The 25,440-nt window shown below is 72.5% G+C and carries 1 protein-coding gene; it reads right to left on the bottom strand.

Annotated elements, in window-relative coordinates; genetic code table 11:
- Positions 1-41 precede the first annotated feature (41 nt).
- Positions 42-25,391, bottom strand: coding sequence for a type I polyketide synthase (locus tag K7396_RS33795; RefSeq protein WP_223660302.1), 25,350 nt, complete (start codon positions 25,389-25,391; stop codon positions 42-44).
- Between the last annotated feature and the right edge of the window lie 49 nt (positions 25,392-25,440).

Here is a 25,440-nt window from a genome sequence, read left to right as displayed (position 1 = left end):
GTCACATCCTCGAACAGAGCCGAGCGGTTCCCCGCGTCCGGTCACGACGTTCCCAGTTCCTTGTCGATGAGGTCGAAGAGTTCGCCCGCGGTCGATGCCGAGGCCAGTTCTCCGTCGTCCTCATCGGTTTCCGCGTACGGATCCGCGCCTTGCTCCTGCTTGCGGTCGCCCTGCCAGTGCGCGGCCAGGGCCCGCAGCCGGTCGGCGATCTCGGCCCGTTCCTCGTCTCCGACCGTGGCCCCGGCCAGCGCCGCCTCCAGCCGGGCGAGCTCACCGAGGACCGGCTGCGCACCCGAGGTCTCGGGCAGGTCGATCTCGTCCAGGACATGGCGGACCAGGACGAGCGGCGTCGGGTAGTCGAAGACGAGGGTGGCGGGCAGCCTGAGCTGGGTCGCCGCGTTGAGGTGGTTACGGAGTTCCACCGCCGTCAGCGAATCGAAGCCCAGCTCCTTGAAAGCCTGGTCGGGTTCGATGTCCTCGGCGGATCCGTGTCCGAGGACGAGGGCCACCTGTGCGCAGACCAGGTCGAGCAGATGCTGCTCGCGGTCCGCCGGAGGCAGCGCGGCCAGTCGCTCGGCCAGATCCTGCGGTGCCGGCGTTCCCTTCGCCGCGCCGGAGCTCGCGGCCCCGCGGCGGGCGGGCGCCCGGACCAGGCCGCGCAGCAGCGGCGGTACGGCCTCGGGGTGCTCCCGCAGGGGCGCCGTGTCGAGGTGCATCGGCAGCAGCAGGGGGCGGGGCAGGTCCCGGGCGGTGTCGAGCAGGCCGAGGCCCTGTTCCGGCGTGAGCGGGAGCATGCCGCCGCGCGCCATGCGCTGCAGATCGGCTTCGCTCAGCTCCCCCGTCATGCCGACGCCCGGCGCCCAGGCACCCCACGCCAGCGACTGTGCGGGAAGCCCCAGGGAGGCGCGCCGGCAGGCCAGCGCGTCCACGAAGGCGTTCGCCGCCGCGTAGTTGGCCTGGCCGGCGCTGCCGAACGTCCCCGCCACCGAGGAGAAGACGACGAACGCCGCCAGATCCGCGTCCCGGGTCAGCTCGTGCAGGTTGCTCACGGCGTCGGCCTTCGGCGCGAGCACCTTGTCCAGCCGCTCCGGGGTCAGCGAGGACAGGACGCCGTCGTCCAGCACCCCGGCCGTGTGCACAACGGCGGTGAGCGGGTGCTGCTTCGGTACGGAGTCCAGCAGTCCGCGCAGGGCGTCGCGGTCGGCGCTGTCGCAGGCGGCGACGGTGACCTCGGCGCCGAGGGCGGCGAGTTCGTCGCGCAGTGCGTCGACGCCGGGAGCCTGCGCGCCGCGCCGGCTGGCCAGGAGGAGGTGGCGCACGCCGTGCTCGGTCACCAGGTGCCGGGCCACCAGCGCGCCCAGACCACCGGTGCCTCCGGTCACCAGGGCCGTGCCCTGCGGATCGAGGGGCGCCGGCACGGTCAGCACGACCTTGCCGACATGCCGGGCCTGGCTGAGGTACCGGAAGCCCTCCGGTGCCCTGCGCACGTCCCATGCCGTCACGGGCAGCGGCCGCAAGGCGCCCTGCTCGAAGAGGTCGAGGAGCGCGGTCAGCATCTCCCCGATCCGCTCGGGACCGGCCTCCCACAGGTCGAAGGCGCGGTAGCGCACGCCTCCGTGTGCGTCGGCGACCTCCTGCGCGTCACGGACGTCGGTCTTGCCCATTTCCAGGAACCGCCCGCCGCGCGGCAGCAGCCGCAGCGAGGCGTCCACGAACTCCCGCGCCAGGGAGTCCAGCACCACATCCATACCCCGGCCACCGGTCCCGGCGAGGAAGGACGGTTCGAAGTCGAGGTCACGTGACGACGCGATATGCGCCTGGTCCAGACCCGACGACCGCAGGGTCTCCCACTTCCCCGGGCTCGCGGTGCCGAACACCTCCGCGCCCAGGTGGCGCGCCAGCTGCACCGCGGCCATCCCCACACCACCCGCGGCGGCATGCACCAACACCGACTCGCCCGCCTGCACCTCGCCGAGTTCCACCAGGGCGTAGTACGCCGTCAGGAACACGACGGGTACCGAGGCGGCCTGTGCGAACGACCAGCCCTCGGGTATCCGGGCCAGCAGCCGGCGGTCGGCGACCGCGCGGGGCCCGAAGGCGCCGAAGAACATGCCCATCACCCGGTCACCGGGCCGCAGGTCCCGCACGCCGGGCCCGACCTCCAGCACCACTCCGGCGCCCTCACTGCCGAGTGCACCGGCTTCGCCGGGGTACATCCCCAGCGCGTTGAGCACATCGCGGAAGTTGACGCCTGCCGCGCGCACCCCGATGCGTACCTGCCCGGCCCCCAGCTCGGCTTCGGCGTCCGGGCATTCGGCCAGGCGCAGATTCTCCAGGGTGCCCTTGTCGGCGATGTCGAGCCGCCAGGCGTCCCCGTCGGTGTCGGGCCGGCGCAACGCGTCCGCGGACGCGACCCGCGCCAGTCGCGGTACGTGCAGGGAACCGGCCCGTATCGCGGCCTCGGGCTCTCCGCTCGCCAGCGCACCGGGCACGGCGGCGGTCGACTCCGCCGTGCCGTCGAGGTCGATCAGCGTGAACCGGCCCGGGTTCTCGACACCGGCGGCTCGGACCAGGCCCCAGACTGCGGCCTGGGCCGGGTCCGGGTGGTCCGCGTCCGCGGCGCTCACGGCGCCGCGCGTGAGGACGACGAGCCGGGAGGCGGCGAAGCGCTCGTCGGCCAGCCAGGTCTGGAGCAGTGCGAGCGTGTCGTGGGCGGCGGTGTGCGCTCCGGCGGCAGCGTCGTCCGGGTCTGCTGCGCCGGTGGTGCTGACCAGCACCACCGGGGGCGCCTCGTCGGCGAGTTCGTTCAGGCTGTCCGTCGCCTCCACCCGTACGCCCGTGCCGTCCAGGGCCACGGCCAGCGCCATGTCCCCGACGACCGCCCAGTGCTCGTCGGACGGGGCGGCGGGCGTCGGCACGGCATTCCAGTCCACCTGGAACAGCGCGTCGTGGTGGGCCGCGCCGCCGCTCACCTGCTCACCCGAGACCTGACGGAGCGTCAAGGACTCGATGGAGGCGACCGCGCCTCCTGCGGGGTCGGCCAGTTCGAGAGAGACCGACTCGGGTCCGGCCTGCACCAGACGCACCCGCAGGGCGGTGGCTCCGGCGGCCTTCAGGGAGACCCCGTTCCAGGAGAACGGCAGCCGCCCGCGGCCGACGTCCTCCATGGACACGAACATCATCGCGTGCAGCGCGGAGTCGAGCAGCGCGGGATGCAGACCGAACGCGCCGGCCAGCCCGTCGTGCTCCTCCGGCAGTCCGACCTCGGCGAAGATCTCGTCGCCCCGCTGCCAGACGGCCTGCAGCCCGCGGAAGACCGGGCCGTAGGCGAAGCCGGCCTCGGCGAAGCGGCCGTAGAAGTCGTCGACCGAGGTGGCGTCCGCGTCACGCGGCGGCCAGTCGGTGAAGTCGTACGGCTCGTCCTGGGCCGCGGCCGCTCCCGTGGACACCACGCCGCTGGCGTTGAGCACCCACGGCTGATCGGCGAGGCCGTCCTCAGGCCGTGAGTACAGGTTCAGCGTCCGCCGCCCGGAGTCGTCCGGCGGCTCCACCGCGAGCTGCAGTCGCACCGCGCCACGCTCGGGCAGGACGAGCGGCGCGGCGATCGTGAACTCGTCCACCCGGTCGCAGCCCACCTCGTCGGCCGCACGGACGGCCAGTTCGAGGAAGCCCGTGCCGGGGAACAGGACGGTGCCGGTCACCGCGTGGTCGCCGAGCCACGGGTGGGTCCGCAGCGACAGCCTGCCGGTGAAGAGGAAGGCGTCCGAGCCGGCCACCTCGACCGCCGCGCCGAGCAGGGGGTGGTCCGCCGAGCCGAGACCCGCCGAGCTGATGTCGCCGGTCGGCAGGACGGGCGGCTTGGGCCAGTAGCGGTGCCGCTGGAACGCGTAGGTCGGCAGTCCGACGCGCCGGGCATCGCCGCCCGCGAAGGCGGCCTCCCAGGTCAGCGGCGTGCCGGCGGTGAACACCTGGGCGAGCGCGGTGAGCAGTCCGGCGGCCTCAGGACGGTCCTTGCGCAGGGCGGGGACGAGGAGGTGGTCCGCGCCCGGGTCACCGTCGAGGCAGCCCTGCGCCATGGCGGTCAGGGTGCCGTCCGGGCCGATCTCCAGGAACCGGGTGACCTCGTGGTCCGCCAGCCAGCGGACGCCGTCGGCGAAGCGGACGGCGCCGCGGACATGCCGCACCCAGTAGTCGGGAGAGGTCAGTTCTTCGGCCGTGGCGAGCGTGCCGGTGACGTTCGAGACCACCGGGATACGCGGTTCCGAGTACGACACGCTTTCCGCGACCGTACGGAACTCGTCGAGCATCGGCTCCATCAGCGGGGAATGGAAGGCATGGCTCACCTGGAGCCGCTTCACCTTCCGGCCCTCGGACTCGAAGTGCTTCGCGATCTCCGCCACCGCGGATTCCGCACCGGCGATCACGATCGACTTCGGACCGTTCACCGCGGCAATGCTCATCCGCTGCTCCTGGCCTTCCAGCAGCGGCAGCACTTCTTCCCCGGTGGCCTGAAGGGCGACCATCGCACCACCCGCCGGCAATTCCTGCATCAGCCGGCCGCGGGCCGCGACCAATCGGCACGCGTCCTCCAGCGACAGCACGCCGGCCACCTGCGCGGCGGCCAGTTCGCCGATGGAATGGCCCACCAGATAGTCGGGCCGGACTCCGAAGGATTCCACCAACCGGAACAGTGCCACTTCGACGGCGAACAAAGCCGGCTGGGTGAAACCGGTCTGGTTCAGAGCCTCCGTATCCCCATCGGCATCCCTCTGAGCCTCTTCGTCAAAGACCACGCCCCGCAGCGGCGACGCCAATTCGCTGTCGAAGTGGGCACAGACGGCGTCAAAGGCATCCGCGAAGACCGGATACGTCTCGTACAGCTCCTTTCCCATTCCGAGGCGCTGAGCGCCCTGGCCCGTGAAGAGCAGTGCCAGCCGGCCGTCCGTCTTTGCGGTGCCGGTGACGGCGTTCGGCGCGGCTTCGTCGGCAGCCACGGCGGCCAGGCCGCGGAGCAGCTCGTCCCGGTCCGTCCCCTGGACCACGGCGCGGTGTTCCATGACCGACCGGGTGGTGGCCAGCGACAGCCCCACATCGACGGTCCGCAGAGCCGGGAACGCTTCGACGTGCGCGAGCAGCCGGGCGGCCTGCGCGCGGAGGGCGGACCTGGTCTTTCCGGTGATCACCCAGGGGGCGGGAGCGGCCTCCGTTGCCTTCCGGGCGTTCTCGCCTGCCACCCGGGCATCCTCGTCAGGGGCGATGCCCTCGGACCGGCCGGCGTCCTCGGACGGGGCCTCCTCCAGGATCGTGTGGGCGTTGGTGCCGCTGATGCCGAAGGACGACACACCGGCCCGACGCGGACGGCCGGCCTCCGGCCACTGCACCGGCTCCGTCAGCAACCGCACATCGCCCGCCGACCAGTCCACATGCGACGACGGCTCATCCACGTGCAGCGTCTGCGGCAGAACACCGTGCTGCAACGCCAGCACCATCTTGATGACACCCGCCACACCCGCAGCCGCCTGCGTATGCCCGATATTCGACTTCACCGACCCCAACCACAACGGCCGGTCGTCGTCCCGCCCCTGCCCGTACGTGGCAAGCAGGGCCTGCGCCTCGATCGGATCGCCCAGCGACGTACCCGTCCCATGCGCCTCGACCACATCCACGTCCGACGCGGACAGACCAGCCGCCCCCAACGCCTGCCGGATCACCCGCTGCTGCGACGGACCATTCGGCGCCGTCAGACCATTGGACGCACCATCCTGATTCACCGCACTGCCACGCACCACCGCCAATACCCGATGCCCGTTCCGCCGCGCATCCGACAACCGCTCCACCACCAACACACCCACACCCTCGGAAAACCCCGCACCATCCGCCCCATCCGAAAACGCCTTACACCGACCATCCGCAGCCAACCCCCGCTGCCGACTGAAATCCACAAACAACCCCGGCGTCGACATCACCGTCACCCCACCCGCCAACGCCAGATCACACTCACCCGCACGCAACGACCCCACCGCCAAATGCAACGCCACCAACGACGCCGAACACGCCGTATCCACCGTCACCGCAGGACCCTCAAACCCAAACGTGTACGACAACCGCCCCGACACCACACTCGCCGCATTACCCGTACCGATATAACCCCCCAAATCCTCCTCACCCGACGCCACCAACAACCCCGTGTAATCCTGACCATTCGTCCCCGCAAACACCCCCGTCCGCGAACCACGCAACGACCCAGGAACAATCCCCGCCCGCTCCAACGCCTCCCACGACGCCTCCAACAACAACCGCTGCTGAGGATCCATCGCCACCGCCTCACGCGGCGAAATACCGAAAAACGCCGGATCGAAATCCCCAACCCCCGACAAAAACCCACCCGAACACGTCGACACCTTCCCCGGCACACCCGGCTCCGGGTCATACAACCCCGCAACATCCCAACCACGATCCACTGGGAACGGCACCACACCCTCCCCACCCCGAACCAACAACCCCCACAACTCCTCCGGCGAAGCCACACCACCCGGGAACCGACAACTCATCGCCACAATCGCCACCGGTTCGTCGTGCTCCGCCTGTGCGGCCGGTGTGGCGGACGGCGCCGATGCGGGCCCGTCCTGGGCTGTCGTGTCGGACAATTCGGCGAGCAGGAAGTCGGCGAGCGCCGCGCAGGTGGGGTAGTCGAAGACGAGGGTCGCGGGCAGCCGCAGACCGGTGATGCCGTTCATGCCGTTGCGCAGTTCGACGGCGCTGAGCGAGTCGAATCCGAGGTCGCTGAAGGCGCGTTCGGGGTCGACGGCGGAGGGGCCGGCGTAGCCGAGCACGGTGGCGACATAGCTGCGGACGACGTCCAGGACCATGGCGGCGCGTTCGGGTTCGGTGAGTCCGGCGAGGTGCTGGAGCAGCTTGGCGGCGTCCGACCCGGTGTCGTCGCTCTCCTGTGCCGTTTCCAGGACGCGTTGGGCGTCCGGGAGGTCGCGCAGCAGTGCGCTGGGCCGGGAGGCGGTGAAGGCGGGGGTGAACTTGTCCCAGCCGAGGTCGGTGACGGAGACGTAGCTCTCGTCGTGGTCGAGGGCCTGCTGGAGCGCGCCGCAGGCCGGTTCGGGCTGCATGTCGTAGACGCCGTAGCGCCGGAGCCGGTCGCCGACGGCGCCCTCGCCCATGCCGTCTCCGGACCAGTGGCCCCAGGCGACGGCGGTGGCGGGGAGCCCTCCGGCGCGGCGCCGGTCGGCGAGTGCGTCGAGAAAGGCGTTTCCGGGGGCGTAGTTGCCCAGGCCGGGGCCGCTGATGGTGCCGGAGGTGGAGGAGAAGAGCACGAAGGCGGACAGGTCCCGGTCCCGGGTCAGCTCGTCGAGGTTGAGCGCCGCGGTGACCTTGGCGCGCAGCACGGTGTCCATGCGGCCGGGGTCGAGGGAGTCGATGACGCCGTCGTCGAGGGAGCCGGCGACATGCATGACCGCGTCGAGCGGGTACTGCTCGGGGACGGCTGCCAGCAGGTCGCGCAGCGCGTCGCGGTCGGCGACGTCGCAGGCGGCGAGGGTGACGCGGGAGCCGAGCGCGGTGAGTTCGGCTTCGAGTTCTGCGGCGCCCGGTGCGTCGGCGCCGCGGCGGCTGGTGAGCAGCAGGTGTTCGGCGCCTTCGCGGGCGAGCCAGCGGGCGATGTGGCCACCGACGGCTCCGGTGCCGCCGGTGACGAGGACGGTGCCGCGGGGCCGCCAGGCGCGCTGCGGCGGGGTGCCCGCCAGGGGGGCGCGTACCAGGCGGCGGCCGTAGGCTCCGGAGCCGCGCAGGGCGATCTGGTCCTCGCCGTCCGGGCCGGCGAGCAGGGCGCAGAGGCGGTCGGCGGCGCGCTTGTCGAGCGTTTCGGGCAGGTCGATGAGGCCGCCCCAGCGGTCGGAGTGTTCCAGGGCGGCGACCCGGCCCATGCCCCAGACCAGGGCCTGGTGGGCGTGGGTGACGGACTCGGACCGGCCGATGGCGACCGCTCCGTGGGTACCGCACCACAGGGGCGCCTCGATGCCGAGGTCGCCGAGGGCCTGGACCAGGGCCAGGGTCCCGGACAGTCCGACGGGCACGGCGGGGTGTGCGGGGTGCGCGTGCTCGTCCAGCGGGAGCAGCGAGAGGACTCCGGTGAGGTCGTCGTCTTCGAGTGCCTCGCGCAGCCGGCCGGCGGTCCGCTCACGGCAGGTGCCGTCCTCGGGGTCCAGGTCGACGCGGCGCACCCGGGCGCCGTGAGAGGTGAGGGCGTCCTGTACGGCGGTCACATGGCCGTCGGCGGACTCCGCCGCCGGGGCTACCAGCAGCCAGGTGCCGTGGAGGGCGGCGGCGGTGCGCTCGGCGAGCGGGGACCAGCGCACGGTGTAGCGCCAGCTGTCGACGGTGGACTTCTCGCGGCTGTTCCTGCGCCACGACGACAGGGCGGGCAGTACGGCGCTCAGCGGATCGTCGCCGTCCAGGTTGAGCGCGTCGGTCAGCGCCTGGAGGTCCTCGCGTTCGACGCTCTCCCAGAACTTCGCCTCGACGGCGTCGGACAGCGGTCCGTCCTCGCTGCCGGCGGCGGCCAGTTCGCGTGCCTGGGGCCAGTACCGCGCACGCTGGAAGGCGTAGGCCGGCAGGTCGACGCGGTGTGCGCCGGTGCCCGCGAAGACGGCGGTCCAGTCGACGGTCACGCCCTGGGCGTGGGCTTCGGCGAGGGAGGTGAGGAACCGGCCGGGGCCGCCCGCGTCGCGGCGGAGGGTACCGAGCACGGCGGCGTCCGTGCCGAGTGCGTCCACGCAGTCGCGGATGCCGCCGGACAGCACGGGGTGCGGGCTGACTTCGATGAAGGCACGGTGTCCGGCGGCCACCAGGCCGCGGAGGGCGTCCTCGAACCGTACGGTCTGCCGCAGGTTGGTGTACCAGTAGTCGGCGTCGAGGCCGGTGGTGTCCTGCCACTGGCCGGTGACCGTGGAGAAGAACGGGATGGTGGCCTCGGCCGGGCTGATGCCGTCCAGGGCGTCGAGGACCCGGGCCCGCACCGCCTCGACCTGTGCCGAGTGCGAGCCGTAGTCGACGGCCACCTTGCGGGCCTGCACGCCATCGGCGGTGAGCGCGGCAAAGACTTCGTCGAGCGCGTCCGCGGCACCGGAGACCACGACGGAGGCCGGGCCGTTCACGGCGGCGACGGACAGCCGCTCGCCCCACCGCTCGATGCGTTCGCGCACCGCACCGGCGGACAGCTGGACGGACATCATGCCGCCGCTTCCGGTGATGGCGGTCAGGGCCCGGCTGCGCAGGGCCACCACCCGTGCCCCGTCGTCCAGGGTCAGCGCCCCGGCGACCACGGCGGCGGCGATCTCTCCCTGGCTGTGTCCGACGACCGCGTCGGGTTCGACCCCGTAGGAGCGCCACAGTGCGGCGAGCGACACCATGACGGCCCACAGCGCGGGCTGGATGACGTCGACGCGTTCGAGGTCGGGTGCGTCGGTGCCGCCGCGCAGGACGGCCGTCAGCGACCAGTCGACGAACGGGTCGAGGGCGCGCTCGCAGGCGGCCAGCCGCTCGGCGAACACCGTTGACGTGTCGAGCAGTTCGCGTGCCATACCGGCCCACTGGCTGCCCTGGCCGGGGAAGACCAGGACGGGGCGGGCGCTGCCGTCGCGGGCGACGCCCCGGGGCACGTCGGACACCATCGCGCCTTCGGCGATCTCGCGCAGGCCGCGGTCGAGGTCGTCCCGGTCGGCCGCGACGAGCACCGCCCGGTGCTCGAACGCGGAACGGGTCGTGGCGAGCGAGAAGCCGATGCCGGGCAGGTCGCATTCGCCGGGTCGGGCGAGCAGGTGGGAGCGCAGCCGGGCGGCCTGGTCGCGCAGGGCCTCCTCGCTGCGCGCCGACAGGGGCACCGGCACGACGGGGAGGACGGACACCTCCGGGGTCTCGCGCGGTGCCGGCTGCCGGGGTGCCTCCTCGACGATGACGTGGGCGTTGGTGCCGCTCATGCCGAACGAGGAGACACCGGCCCGGCGGGGCTCGGCCGCGTCCGGCCAGGCGACGGCCTCGTTGAGCAGGCGTACCTGGCCCGCCGCCCAGTCGACGTGCGGGCTGGGCTCCTCGGCGTGCAGCGTCCTGGGCAGCAGCCCGTTGCGCAGCGCCATCACCATCTTGATGACGCCGCCCACGCCGGCGGCGGCCTGGCTGTGCCCGATATTCGACTTCAGCGAGCCGAGCCACAGCGGCCGGTCCTCGTCACGGTCCTGTCCGTAGGCCGCGATCAGGGCCTGGGCCTCGATCGGGTCGCCGAGGGTGGTCCCGGTGCCGTGCGCCTCGACCGCGTCGACCTGTTGGGGGGTCAGTCCGGCGACGGCCAGGGCCCGGCGGATGACGCGCTGCTGGGAGGGGCCGTTGGGGGCCGTGAGGCCGTTGGAGGCACCGTCCTGGTTGAGGGCGCTGCCGCGGATGACGGCCAGGACGGGATGCCCGTTGCGCCGGGCGTCGGAGAGCCGTTCGACGGCCACCATGCCGACGCCCTCGGCCCAGCTCGCGCCGTCGGCGTCGGCCGAGAACGGCTTGCAGCGGCCGTCCTCGGCGAGCGCCCGCTGCCTGCTGAACTCGATGAGCGAGCCGGGGGTGGACATCACCGTCACACCGCCGGCGAGCGCGAGATCGCACTCGCCCTGACGCAGCGACTGGACGGCCAGATGCAGGGCGACCAGGGACGAGGAGCAGGCGGTGTCGACGCTGACGGCCGGCCCTTCGAGGCCGAGGGTGTAGGCGATCCGCCCGGACAGCACACTGGGCGAGTTACCGGTGCCGACGTACCCCTCGAAGCTCTCCTGCGCCCCGCCGAGGATGCCGATGTAGTCCTGGTAGGTGACGCCCGCGAAGACGCCGGTGAGGGTGCCACGGGCGGCCGCGGGGTCGATCCCGGAGCGCTCCAGGGCCTCCCACGACGCTTCGAGGAGGAGGCGCTGCTGCGGGTCCATCGACAGCGCCTCGCGCGGGCTGATGCCGAAGAAGCCCGGGTCGAAGTGGCTCGCGTCGTGCAGGAAGCCGCCTTCGCGGGTGTAGCAGGTGCCCGGGTGGTCGGGGTCCGGGTGGTAGAGGCCGGCGAGGTCCCAGCCCCGGTCCGCGGGGAACGGGGAGATCCCGTCGCCGCCCGCGGCGACCAGCTCCCACAGCTCCTCGGGCGTGCGGATGCCGCCCGGGTAGCGGCAGCTCATCCCGACGATGACGATGGGGTCGTTGTCGAGCGGCGCACCGGACGCCACGGGCGCCACGTCGCTGGTCTCTCCGGTGAGTTCACCGTCCAGGTAGCGGGCCAGCGCCACCGGGGTCGGGTAGTCGAAGACGAGTGTGGCGGGCAATGCCATACCCGTCGCTTCCCTGAGCTGGTTGCGCAGCTCGACGGCGGTGAGGGAGGTGAAGCCGAGGTCGGTGAAGCTCCGGGAGGACTCCACCTCGTCGGGCCCCGCGTAGCCGAGGACGTGGGCGACCTGGGTACGGACGACGGTGAGCAGCGCGCGGCCGCGTTCGGCGGCGCCCTTCCCCGCGAGGCGGCGCGCCAGGCCGGAGGCCGCGGTGGCCTGCTCGCGTGTGGCGATCCGGCGCCCGGAGCCCTGCGCCAAGGCGCGCAGGACGGGCGGCAGCGGGGCGGTGGAGGCGCGCAGCGCGGCGCGGTCCACCCGTGCGGAATGCAGCACTGTCCGGCCGGTGGCCTGGGCCGCGCCCAGCAGCGCGGCGGTTTCCTCCACCGACACCGGCGACAGCCCCGGCGTCTCGGCTCCGGACGGCGGGAGCAGCGCCAGCACCGGGAGGCCGGCGGCGGCACGGCGATGGGCGAGAGCGGCCAGCCGCCCGCTCGGCGGGGTGACGGCCGGGCCGCCGACGCCGAGGAGGATGAGCGCGGGCGGAGCACCGTCCGCGCCGGGGCGGCGGGTCAGCTCATCGAGGGTGCGGGCCGTGTCGACATCGCGGCTCCGGCTGAGGTCGGCGGTGTGCACGACGGCGCTGAGCGGGCGCCCGTCTGCTCGGGCTGTGGCGATGGCCGATTGCAGGTTGTGGGGATCCTGACCGGCGTCCGTTGCCGCGTCCTGGACCGGGTAGGCGACGGTCCGGATGTCTCCCTGGGCTTCGAGGGCGGCGGCGAGCTGTTCGGCGAACGGGCCGGTGACCAGGACCGTTCCTCCGGGCTCCACGTCCAGGGCGGTGGCGGTGCTCGATGCGCACCGGACCAGTCGCGCGGCCGACACCTCACCCCTGCGGACCGCAAGCTCGGGCTCGTCCGTGGCCAGCGCGGCCGGCAGTGCACGGTGGGAGTCGAGGTCGTCATCGACGTCCATGAGCACGATCCGGCCCGGGTGGTCGGCCTGGACGACACGAAGCTCTTCCCAGAGAGCGGCGGCCGCCGCGTCCGGTGCCTCGTCACCGAGGGCGAGGGCACCTTGGGTGACGAACACCAGACGGGCCGGCGATGACTCCTGCGCCAGTCGTTCGCGGAACGCGCTGAGGGTGGTGCGTGCCTCGGCCCCTGTGGCGAGACCGGTCACGAGCACGGTGCCGGTCGTCGCGGCGGTCGTGGCGTCGGCGTCCGTCGTGGCGTCGACGGCGGCCTCGGCGGCGTGTGCGCCCAGTGTCTGGGCCAGGTCCAGCGGGTCGCTCCCCACTACCGTCAGCCGCAGCTCATCGGCATCCGCCGCCGCGTCCTCGCCGCCGTCCGACTCCCCGGCCCCTGCCACGGCGACCGGAGCCCAGTCGAGACGGAGCAGCGAGGCCGGCAGCGAAGGTGTCCGCTCGTCCCGCAGCTCACCCATCCTGCGCATCAGCATCGACTCGACCGCGATCACCGGCTGACCGGAGCCGTCGGCGGCCTGGAGGGACACCTCGTCGGGCCCACGGCGGGCCAGCCGGATCCGCAGCGCGGTCGCGCCGGTCGCGTGCAGAGAGGCGCCGCTCCACGCGAACAGGACGGCCTCCGTCGCCACACCGTCCAGCAGCCCGAGGCCGAGCGGATGGAGTGCCGCGTCCAACAGCGCGGGATGGAGAGCGAATTCCTCGGGTGACGCGGACTCCGGCAGTTCAGCCTCGGCGTACACGCCGTCGGCGCCCCGCCAAACGGCCCGCAGGCCGCGGAAGGCCGAGCCGTACGCGAACCCGGCCGCCTCCAGCCCGTCGTACAGGTCGTCGATGTCCACGGCCTGCGCACCGGCAGGCGGCCACGCGGCAAAGTCGAAGGACTCCGACAAGCCGCTCTCCGCCAGGACACCACTCGCATGCCGCGTCCAGGCCGCATCGGCCGGGGCTGCCGCGGGACGTGCGTACACACCGAGCGCGCGGTCACCGGAGGCATCCGGTTCCTCGATGCGGAGCTGAAGCTGAACCGCACCGTCCTCGGCGAGCACAAGCGGCGCTTCGAGGGCGAGTTCCCTGACGTGGGAGCAGCCGACCTCGTCTCCTGCACGCACCGCCAGCTCCAGGAGCGCGGTGCTCGGGACGACGATCGCACCCGCGATGCGGTGCTCGGCAAGCCACGGCTGCGTGCGTGGCGAGAGCTGCCCGGTCAGCACCACCTCATGGCCACCGGCCAGGGACACCGTCGCGCCGAGGAGCGGGTGCCCGGCCGAGGCAAGCCCGATCGACGAGGCGTCTGCGGTGGCGGAGGGGACCTCCAGCCAGTAGCGCTGGTGCTGGAAGGCGTAGGTGGGGAGGTCGACGGGGGTGAGGGGGGCGGGGGTGAGATCGGGTGTGGAGAAGAGCGTCTGCCAGTTGATGGTGATGCCGTGGGCGAATGCGCGCGCGGCGGCGGAGAGTACGGCGGATATCTCGCCGCGGTCGTCGCCGCGCAGGGCCGGGATCAGGACATGGTCCGTGTCCACGTCACTGTCGAGGCAGCCCTGCGCCATGGCGGTCAGGGTGCCGTCCGGGCCGATCTCCAGGAACCGGGTGACCTCGTGGTCCGCCAGCCAGCGGACGCCGTCGGCGAAGCGGACCGCCCCACGGACGTGCCGCACCCAGTAGTCAGCGGACGTCAATTCCTGCGGCGTGGCGAGTTCGCCAGTGACGTTCGAGACCACCGGGATACGGGGTTCCTCGAACGACACGCTCTCCGCGACGGCACGGAACTCGTCGAGCATCGGCTCCATCAGTGAGGAATGGAAAGCGTGGCTCACCTTAAGCCGCTTCACCTTCCGGCCCTCGGACTCGAAGCGGCTCGCTATCTCCGCCACCGCGGACTCCTCGCCGGAGACCACGACCGACCGCGGACCATTCACCGCGGCAATGCTCACGCGCTGTTCCTGGCCCTCCAGCAGCGGCAGCACCTCGTCCTCGGTGGCCTGAAGGGCGACCATCGCGCCACCCGCCGGCAGCGCCTGCATCAACCGGCCACGCGCCGCGACCAGCCGACACGCGTCCTCCAGCGACAGCACGCCCGCCACATGAGCGGCCACCAACTCACCAATGGAATGCCCCACCAGATAGTCGGGCCGCACACCGAACGACTCCACCAGCCTGAACAGCGCCACCTCCACCGCGAACAACGCCGGCTGAGTGAACCCCGTCCGGTTCAGCAGCTCGGCCTCATCGCCGAACACCACATCCCGCAACGGAGCAGCCAACTCGCCGTCGAAGTGCGCACAGACGGCGTCAAAGGCATCAGCGAACACCGGGAACGCGTCATACAACTCCCGGCCCATACCCGACCGCTGCGCGCCCTGCCCCGTGAACAGCAGAGCCAGTCGTCCTCCTGCATCCACCGTGCCCGTTGCCGCATGGGGCGCAGTTGTGCCCTCTGCCACGGCGGCAAGACCTTCGAGGAGTTCCGCGCGCTCGGTGCCGAGGACGACAGCCCGGTGTTCGAACGCCGAACGAGTCGTGGCCAGCGCGAACCCCACCTCGGACGCGCCGAGTTCGGGACGGGCCTCCACATACGCCAACAACCGCTGCGCCTGCGCCCGCAGCCCGTCCCGGCTCCGCGCCGACACCACCCACGGCACCACGCCGCCGACCACGTCCAACGGCCCGGCTTCCGCGCTCTCCTCCACCGGAGCCTGCTCGATCACCACATGAGCATTGGTCCCACTGACGCCGAAGGCGGAGATCGCCGCCCGACCCGGTCGGCCACTCTCCGGCCACCCGACGGCCTCGGTCAGCAGCCGCACATTGCCCGCCGACCAGTCCACATGCGACGACGGCTCATCGACATGCAGGGTCTGCGGCAGAACGCCGTGCTGCAACGCCAGCACCATCTTGATGACACCGGCCGCGCCGGCGGCCGCCTGCGTATGCCCGATATTCGACTTCACCGAGCCCAGCCACAACGGCCTCCCGGCGTCCCGCCCCTGCCCGTACGTGGCAAGCAGGGCCTGCGCCTCGATCGGATCGCCCAGCGACGTACCCGTCCCGTGCGCCTCGACCACATCCACGTCCGACGCGGACAGACCAGCCGCCCCCAACGCCTGCCGGATCACCCGCTGCTGCGACGGACCATTCGGCGCCGTCAGCCCATTGGACGCACCATCCTGATTCACCGCACTGCCACGCACCACCGCCAACACCCGATGCCCGTTCCGCCGCGCATCCGACAGGCGCTCCACCACCAGCACACCGGCGCCCTCGGCCCAACCGGTGCCATCCGCAGCATCCGAGAACGCCTTGCACCGGCCATCAGCAGCAAGACCCCGCTGCTGGCTGAACTCGACGAAGGCTCCGGGGTTGCCCATGACCGTCACACCACCGGCGAGGGCGAGGTCGCATTCCCCCGAGCGCAGCGACTGCGCGGCGAGATGCAGGGCGACCAGCGACGAGGAGCACGCCGTGTCCACCGTGACGGCCGGGCCCTCCAGGCCCAGCGCGTACGAGACCCGGCCCGACACCACAGCGCCCGAGCTTCCGGTGAGCAGGTGGCCGCCGAGTCCTTCCGGCGCCTCCCGCAGCCCTGCCCCGTAACCCGAAGCGCTGGCGCCGACGAATACGCCGGTCCGGCTGCCCTTGACCGACGTGGGGCTGACGCCTGAGCGTTCGAGGGCCTCCCAGGAGGTCTCCAGCAGCAGCCGCTGCTGCGGGTCGATCGCGACCGCTTCCCGGGGGCTGATCCCGAAGAACGCCGGATCGAACTGGGCGGCATCGCGCAGGAATCCGCCCGCGCGCGTGCGGCTCGCACCTGCCTGGTCGGCGTCGTCCCCGAAGAGGGATTCGAGGTCCCAGCCACGGTCCGTCGGGAAGCCGGAGATCGCGTCCTCAGCTCCTGCCACCAGCTGCCACAGGTCCTCGGGGCCGGCCACGCCACCGGGAAGCCGGCAGCTCATCCCGACGATGACCACCGGATCGTCCGAGACGGAAGCCGGCGCGGGCTGACCGGAGGCCGCCGTTTCCGTCCCGGTCCCGAACAGCTCAGCGTCCAGGAAACCGGCCAGGTCGCTCGGCGTCGGATAGTCGAAGACCACAGTGGCGGGGAGCCGAAGGCCGGTCTCGGCGTTCAGCCCGTTGCGCAGCTCGACCGCGGTGAGCGAGTCGAAGCCCAAGTCCCGGAAGGTGGCGCCGATTTCGAGATCCGCAGGCTTGTGGTAGCCGAGGACCGCTGCGGCGTGCGTACGCACCCACTCCAGCAGCGCCCGCTCCCGCTCCACATCCGACAGCCCGGACAACCGCTCCCGCATCGCGCCGGCACCGGCATCCGCACTGCCGGTGCCGACAGCCAATGCCGCCCGTACCTCCGGCAGGTCTTCCAGCAACGGGCTCGGACGGGCGCCGGTGAAGGCCGGAGCGAACCGCTCCCACTCCACGTCCGCCACGACCACCGAACCCTCACCCGCGCCGACGGCCGACTCCAGCGCCGACACCGCGAGAGCCGGATCGAGCGCCCTCAGCCCTCGCCGCAGCAGGTGTTCCTCCGCGCCCTCCACGCCGGCCATGCCGCCGCCGGCCCACGGGCCCCACGCCACCGCGCAACCCACCGCACCCCGGGCACGACGCGCCTGAACCAACCCTTCGACGAAGGCGTTCCCGGCCGCGTACGCCGCCTGACCACCACTCCCCCACACACCGGCGATCGACGAGAACACCACGAACGCATCCAGCTCGCGGTCGCGCAGTGCCTCGTCCAGCACCACCGCACCGGCAACCTTCGCCCCCATCACCTCAGCGAAGTGCCCCGCACCCGCATCGCCCAACGGCACGGAATCCACCACCCCCGCCGCATGGACAACAGCGTCCACCGCACAGCCCGACAGCAGCTCCTCGACGGCCTTCCGATCGGCGATGTCACAGGCCGCGACGGTCACCTGAACACCGAGGGCGGACAGATCCGCCTCCAGCTCCGACGCACCGGGCGCAGCCGGACCACGACGACTGGTCAGGACCACATGCTCCGCACCACGCTCGGCCGCCCAACGCGCCACCCGGGCGCCCAGTGCTCCCGTACCCCCCGTGATCAGCACCGTCCCACGCGGCCGCCAGCCACCCGCCACGTCGCCAGCCGGGGCCGGAGCGTGCACCAGGCGCCGCCCGAACACCCCGGAAGCCCGCACCGCCACCTGGTCCTCAGCTCCGTGCGCAAGTACCGCGACCAACTGGTCAAGCACCCGGCGGTCCACGGTCTCCGGGAGATCCACCAGACCGCCCCAACGATCCGGCAGCTCCAGCGCCGCCACCCGGCCCACGCCCCACACCGCCGCCTGCACGGGATCAGGACCACCATCCGACTCACCGATGGCGACAGCCCCTCGCGTCACCACCCACACGCGCCCACGCACACCCGCATCCCCCAGGGCCTGCACGAGCACCGCGGTACCCACCGTGTCGGCTCCAGCCGGCACCAGCACCCCGGCCACCGGCTCCTCGCCGGCCACCGCACGCACCCGCTCAGCCAGCAGCCCCCGGTCCACCTCCCCCGCGGCACACTCCACCCGCTCAACCGCCACACCACACGCCGCCAGGCCCTCCACCACGGCCTCGGCATACGCGTCCCCAGCAGCCACCACCGCGAGCCAACGGCCCCCCAGCACCCCACCCGACGGCACCGCGAGCGGCTTCCACTGCACCCGATAGCGCCAGTTCTCGGTCGGGTCGGCGGCGGGTGCGGGCGTCGGCCAGTAGCGCTCGCGCTGGAATGCGTACGTGGGCAGATCCACTCGCCGGGCGGCGGGGAAGCACGTGGCCCAGTCCACGTCCGTGCCGAGCACGAACGCCTGCGAGACGGCGGTCAGCAGGGCTTCCGTCTCGGAGCGGTCCTTCCGCAGGGCGGGGAGCAGCAGCGCAGCAGGTGCCGAGAGGCAGAGCTGTGCCATGGCGGTCAGGGTGCCGTCCGGCCCGATCTCCAGGAACCGGGATACCCCCTGCTGCTCCAACCAGCGCACACCGTCGGCGAACCGGACGGCCTCCCGGACGTGCCGCACCCAGTAATCAGGCGACGTCAACTGCTCCGCCGTGGCGAGTTCACCGGTGACGTTCGAGACCACCGGGATACGCGGCGCCGCGAAGGACACGCTCTCCGCGACCGCCCGGAACTCCCCCAGCATCGGCTCCATCAACGGCGAGTGGAAAGCATGGCTCACCCGGAGCCGCTTCACCTTCCGCCCCTCGGACTCGAAGTGCCCGGCGATCTCGGCAACCGCCGCTTCCGCACCGGAGACCACGACCGACTGCGGTCCGTTGACCGCCGCGATGCTCACGCGCTGCTCCTGGCCCTCCAGCAGCGGCAACACCTCGGCTTCCGACGCCTGGATCGAGACCATGGCGCCACCCGCCGGCAGCGCCTGCATCAACCGGCCGCGGGCAGCGACCAGCCGGCAGGCATCCTCCAGCGACAACACCCCCGCCACATGCGCCGCCGACAACTCACCGATGGAATGCCCCACCAGGAAGTCGGCCCGTACGCCGAACGACTCCACCAGCCGGAACAGCGCCACCTCCACCGCGAACAACGCCGGCTGGGTGAACCCCGTCTGATTCAGCGGTTCGGCCTCGTCACCGAACACCACACCCCGCAGCGACGACCCCAACTCGCCCTCGAAGTGCGCGCACACCGCGTCGAACGCGTCCGCGAACACCGGGAAGGAGGCGTACAGTTCCCGGCCCATGCCCAGCCGTTGCGCGCCCTGGCCCGTGAACAGCAGGGCCAGCCGGCCTTCCGCCTGGGCGCCACGGATGACGCCGGGGCCGGGGGTCCGGTGGCCGTCGGCGAGCGCGGCGAGGCGCTGGACCGCCGACGCAGGGTCGTCCGCCAGCACGACCGCGCGGTGGTCGAAGCGCAGGGAGCGGGTCGTGGCGAGGGAGAAGCCCACGTCCGCCAGGTCCCGTGTGGGGTCGTCCTCGTAGGCCGTGTGCAGGCGAGCCGCCTGTGCGCGGAGGGCGGCCTCGGTGCGTGCCGAGAGCACCAGCGGGGTGAGGGGCAGCCGTTCGGGCGCGGCGGCCGGGACGACCTCGGTGGTGACCGGCGGTTCCGGGGCGCTTTCGAGGACCACGTGTGCGTTGGTACCGCTGATGCCGAACGAGGAGACACCGGCCCGGCAGACACGGCCTGCCGTCTCGTCGTCGAGCGGCCAGGCGACCGGCTCCGTGAGCAGGCGTACGGTGCCGGCCGACCAGTCGACATGGGGCGAGGGCGCGTCCACGTGCAGGGTGCGCGGGAGCACGCCGTGCTGGAGGGCCAGCACCATCTTGATGACACCGGCGACACCGGCGGCGGCCTGGGTGTGCCCGATGTTGGACTTCACCGAGCCCAGCCACAGCGGCCGGTCGGTGTCGCGGTCCTGGCCGTAGGTGGCGAGCAGGGCCTGTGCCTCGATGGGGTCGCCGAGTGCCGTTCCCGTGCCGTGGGCCTCGACCGCGTCCACGTCCGAGGCCGTCAGGCCGGCGCTCGCCAGTGCCTGGCGGATCACCCGCTGCTGGGAGGGGCCGTTGGGTGCCGTCAGGCCGTTCGACGCGCCGTCCTGGTTCACGGCGGATCCGGCCACGACGGCCAGTACGCGGTGGCCGTTCCGCCGGGCGTCCGACAGCCGCTCCACGAGCAGCATGCCGACGCCCTCACCCCAGCCGGTGCCGTCGGCGCCCGCGGCGAACGCCTTGCACCGTCCGTCGGGAGCGAGTCCGCGCTGCCGGCTGAACTCCACGAACGCTCCGGGCGTGGACATCACCGTCACGCCGCCCACCAGCGCCATGTCGCACTCGCCGGAACGCAGGGCCTGCGCGGCCCAGTGCAGGGCCACCAGGGACGACGAGCACGCCGTGTCCACGGTCACCGCCGGGCCCTCCAGGCCGAGGGTGTAGGCGACGCGTCCGGACACCACGCTCGCGGCGTTTCCGGTGCCGATATAGCCGTCGAAGTCGTCCGGGGATTGGGCCAGGAGTGCCGGATAGTCCTGGCCGTTCGTGCCCACGAACACGCCGGCCCGGCTGCCCCGCACAGAGTGCGGGTCGATGCCGGCGCGCTCCAGCGCCTCCCAGGCCACTTCGAGGAGCAGTCGCTGCTGTGGATCGGTGGCCAGCGCTTCCCGGGGGCTCATCCCGAAGAAGGCGGGGTCGAACCGGTCCACGTCCTTCAGGAAGCCACCGACGTTGACGTAGGTGGTTCCCGGGTGCTCCGGGTCGGGGTCGTGGACCGAGGCCAGGTCCCAGCCGCGGTCGGCGGGGAATGCTCCGACGGCGTCCGCGCCGTCCGACAGCAGCTTCCAGAAGGCTTCCGGTGAGTCGATCCCGCCCGGGAAGCGGCAGCTCATGCCCACGATGGCGAGCGGGTCGCCGTCGACCGCGGAGGGGGTCGCCGCCTGTGCGGCGTCCGCGTGCGCCGGGGCGATCCGGGTGCGCAGGAAGCCGGCCAGTTCCGCCGGTGTCGGGTAGTCGAAGACCACCGTCGCGCTCAGGGTGATTCCGCTGGCCAGGCTCAGGGCGTTCCGCAGTTCCACGGCGATCAGCGAGTCGACACCGAGGTCCCGGAAGGGCCGGTTCGGCGGTACTTCGGCGGGACCCGCGTAATGCAGCACCCCGGCGGCGTAGGACCGGACGAGATCGGTGAGTACGCGTTCCTGCTCGGCCGGCTCCAGTCCCGCGAGCTGTCGGTGCAGGCCGGACCGGCCGTCCTCGTCGTCCGTCCCGGCGGCGGGTTCGACCGCGGTACGGATCTCCGGAAGGTCACCGATCAGCGGGCTCGGGCGGACCGTGGCGAAGGCGGAACGGAAGTCCGGCCAGGTGATGTCGGCGATCACCAGGCCGGGCGTACCGGAGTGGATCGCGGTCTCCATGGCGTCGATGGCGAGGTCCGGCCGCAGCGGGGAGACGCCGCCCCGGCGCATGCGCTGGGCCATCGACTCGTCGCTCGCCATGCCGATCTCGTCCCACGGCCCCCAGGCGAGGGAGGTGGCGGGCAGGCCCTCGGCCGCCCGCCGCTCGGCCAGGGCGTCCAGGAAGGCGTTGGCGGCCGCGTAGTTGGCCTGGCCGGCGGCGCCGATGGTGCCGGCGAAGGACGAGAACAGGACGAAGGCGGAGAGGTCGTGGCCGCGGGTCGACTCGTGCAGGTTCAGGGCCGAGGCGGCCTTGGCGCGCAGGACGGCGGCGAACCGCTCGGGCGTGAGGGAGTCGAGTACGCCGTCGTCGAGGACGGCGGCGGCGTGGAAGACGGCGTCCACGGGGTGTTCGGAGAGCAACGCCTCGACGGCGTCCGGGTCGGCGACATCGCAGGCCGCCACGGTCACTCGTACGCCGAGGGCGGACAGCTCCGACTCCAGCTCCGCGGCGCCGGGAGCCTCCGGGCCCCTACGGCTGGTGAGGATCACCTGCTCGGCGCCGCGTTCGGCCGCCCAACGCGCCACCCGGGCACCCAGTGCGCCCGTACCGCCCGTGATGAGCACCGTCCCGTGCGGCTGCCAGCCGTCGGCCGTGCCGTCGCCTGAGGGGGCCGGGGCGTGCGCCAGCCTGCGTCCGAAGACGCCGGAGGCCCGCACCGCCACCTGGTCCTCTGTGTCGTGCGCGAGAACTCCGGCCAGTCGGTCGAGCGCCCTGCGGTCCACGGCCTCCGGAAGGTCCACCAGACCGCCCCAACGGTCCGGATGCTCCAGCGCCGCCACCCGGCCCACGCCCCACACCGCCGCCTGCACCGGATCGGGGCCGGCATCCGACCGTCCGATCGCGACGGCCCCCCGCGTCACCACCCACACGCGCCCGCCGACACCGGCATCCCCCAGCGCCTGCACCAGCACCGCGGTACGCACCGCGTCCGCGGCACCCACCGCCAACACACCCGCGACCGGCTCCGCACCGGCCACCTCGCGCACACGGGCGGCGAGCAGCCCCCGGTCCGACTCCCCCGCTGCACACTCCACCCGCTCCAGTTGCACACCGCGTGCCGCCAGCCCCTCCACCACGGCCTCGGCGTGCACGTCCCCGGCTGCCACCACCGCGAGCCAGCGGCCGTCCGGCACCCCAGCGGGCTGCGCGGCGAGCGGCTTCCACTCCACCCGATACCGCCAGCCGTCCACCAACGACCGCGCACGCCGTTGCCGCCGCCACGACGACAGCGCGGTCAGCGCCTCATCCCACGAGGCATCACCGGCGATCGCGAGTTCCCCGGCCAGCGCCGCCGCGTCACCGCGCTCGATCGCGTCCCAGAGCCGCGCGTCGGCTGACTCCAGCGCGTGGGGCGCGGCGTTCTCGGCCGCGGTCCCGGTCGCCGCCAGCCAATAGCGCTGACGCTGAAAGGGGTAGGTCGGCAGATCGACGGCCCGCGTCCCGGGCAGGAGCGCGGCCCAGTCGAGCACCGCACCGTGGGCATACAGCTGCGCGAGCGCCGTCACCACGTGCTCCGCCTCGCGGCGGTCGCTCCGCAGTGCGGGAACCGCCACCTGCTCGGGGCCCTCCCCACACGCCTGCGCCATCGCGGTGAGCGTGCCGTCGGGCCCGATTTCGAGACAGCGGGCGACGCTGTGCTCCGACAGCCAGCGGACACCGTCGGCGAAGCGGACGGCCTCACGGACATGCCGCACCCAGTAGTCGGGGGACGTCAATTCCTGCGGCGTGGCGAGTTCGCCGGTGACGTTCGAGACCACCGGGATACGGGCTTCCTCGAACGTCAGGCTCTCGGCGACGGCACGGAACTCGTCGAGCATCGGCTCCATCAGCGGCGAGTGGAAGGCATGGCTCACCCGCAGCCGCTTCACCTTCCGCCCCTCGGACTCGAAACGGCTCGCTATCTCCGCCACCGCGGACTGCTCGCCGGAGACGACGACCGACCGCGGACCGTTCACCGCGGCGATGCTCACCCGCTGCTCCTGGCCCGCCAGCAGCGGCAGCACCTCGTCCTCGGTGGCCTGCAGGGCGACCATCGCCCCGCCGGCGGGCAACGCCTGCATCAACCGGCCACGCGCCGCGACCAGACGACACGCATCCTCCAGCGACAGCACGCCCGCCACATGCGCGGCCGCCAACTCACCGATGGAATGCCCCACCAGGAAATCCGGCCGCACACCGAACGACTCCACCAGCCGGAACAGCGCCACCTCCACCGCGAACAACGCCGGCTGCGTGAACTCCGTCCGGTTCAGCACCTCCGCGTCCTCGCCGAACACCACACCCCGCAACGAAGACTCCAACGCGCCGTCGAAGTGCGCACACACCGCGTCGAAGGCGTCCGCGAAGACCGGGAAGGTGTCGTACAACTCCCGCCCCATCCCCGGGCGTTGGGAGCCCTGGCCCGCGAACAGAAAGGCCGTCTTGGTTCCGGGCCGGTCCGTCCCGCGCACGATGTTGTCGGCGTGCTCGCCGCGCGCGAGCGTGTGCAGTCCCGCGACGATTTCCGTGCTGCTGCCGCCGAGGACGACGGCGCGGTTCTCCAGTGCGGCGCGCGTCGAGGCGAGCGAGCGGGCGAGGTCGCGAATGTCGTGCCCGGGATGGGCGTCGAGGTGGGAGAGCAGCCTTCGGGCCTGCTCGCGGAGGGCGTCGTCACTACGAGCCGAGAGCGCCCACGGCACCAACGGCAGCCGCACGGCTGCGGCCGTGTCGTCCGTCTGCTCTTCTTCCGGTGCGGGCTCCGCCTCCGGTGCCTGTTCCAGCACCGCGTGCGCGTTGGTGCCGCTGACGCCGAAGGCGGAGACCGCCGCCCTGCCCGGTCGCCCGTTCTCCGGCCATTCGACGGCCTCGGTGAGCAGTCGCACGTTGCCCGCCGACCAGTCCACGTGCGACGACGGCTCATCGACGTGCAGGGTCTGCGGCAGGATGCCGTGCTGCAGTGCCAGCACCATCTTGATGACGCCGGCCGCGCCGGCTGCCGCCTGGGTGTGCCCGATGTTGGACTTCACCGAGCCCAGCCACAACGGCCGCTCGGCGTTCCGCTCCTGACCGTACGTCGCCAGCAGTGCCTGCGCCTCGATCGGATCGCCCAGCGACGTCCCCGTGCCGTGTGCCTCGACCGCGTCCACGTCGGAGGGCGCCAGGCCGGCCGCCCCGAGCGCCTGCCGGATCACCCGCTGCTGTGAGGGGCCGTTCGGCGCGGTCAGACCGTTGGAGGCGCCGTCCTGGTTCACGGCGGTGCCGCGGACGACCGCCAGCACCCGGTGGCCGTTGCGCCGGGCATCGGAAAGGCGCTCCAGCACCAGCATGCCGACGCCCTCGGCCCACCCCGTGCCGTCCGCGGCCTCCGCGAACGCCTTGCAGCGGCCGTCGGCCGCCAGGCCGCGCTGCCGGCTGAACTCGATGAACGCACCGGGCGTGGCCATCACGGTCACCCCGCCCGCCAGGGCGAGCGTGCATTCGCCGGACCGGAGGGCCTGGGAGGCCAGGTGCAGCGCGACCAGGGAGGAGGAGCAGGCCGTGTCGACGGTGACCGCGGGGCCCTCAAGGCCCAGTGTGTACGCGACACGCCCCGACACGACCGAGGTCGAGTTGCCCGTCAGCAGATGGCCGCGGACATCGTCGGGAACATCGCGAAGACCGGCGCCGTATTCCTGGCCGCTGGCCCCGACGAACACTCCGCTGCGGCTTCCCCGCAGACCGAGAGGGTCGATTCCGGCGCCTTCGAAAGCCTCCCAGGACGCTTCGAGCAGCAGCCGCTGCTGCGGGTCCATCGCGAGTGCCTCGCGCGGTGAGATCCCGAAGAAACCGGGGTCGAATTCGGTGGCCTCGTAGACGAAGCCGCCCTTGCACGAGTAGCTCGTGCCCGACCCGTCCGCCTCCGGGTCGTACAACGCATCGGCATCCCAGCCGCGGTCCTGCGGCCACTCGGAGATGGCGTCCTCTCCGGTGTGCAGCAGCCGCCAGAATTCCTCCGGCGAGCTCACACCACCGGGGAAGCGGCAGCTCATCCCGACGATTGCGACCGGCTCCTGCTGCTGCGATTCCAGCTGCTTCAGGCGCCGACGGGTCTCATGCAGGTCCGCGGTGACCCACTTGAGGTAATCCCGAAGCCGTTCTTCATTCGCCATGTGGAACGTGCCCCATACGTTGTAGACCGGAACGGTTCACCAGCGGCGT

The organism is Streptomyces angustmyceticus, assembly GCF_019933235.1.
GTDB lineage: Bacteria > Actinomycetota > Actinomycetes > Streptomycetales > Streptomycetaceae > Streptomyces > Streptomyces angustmyceticus.
This window is presented reverse-complemented; position numbering and strand designations above follow the sequence as displayed.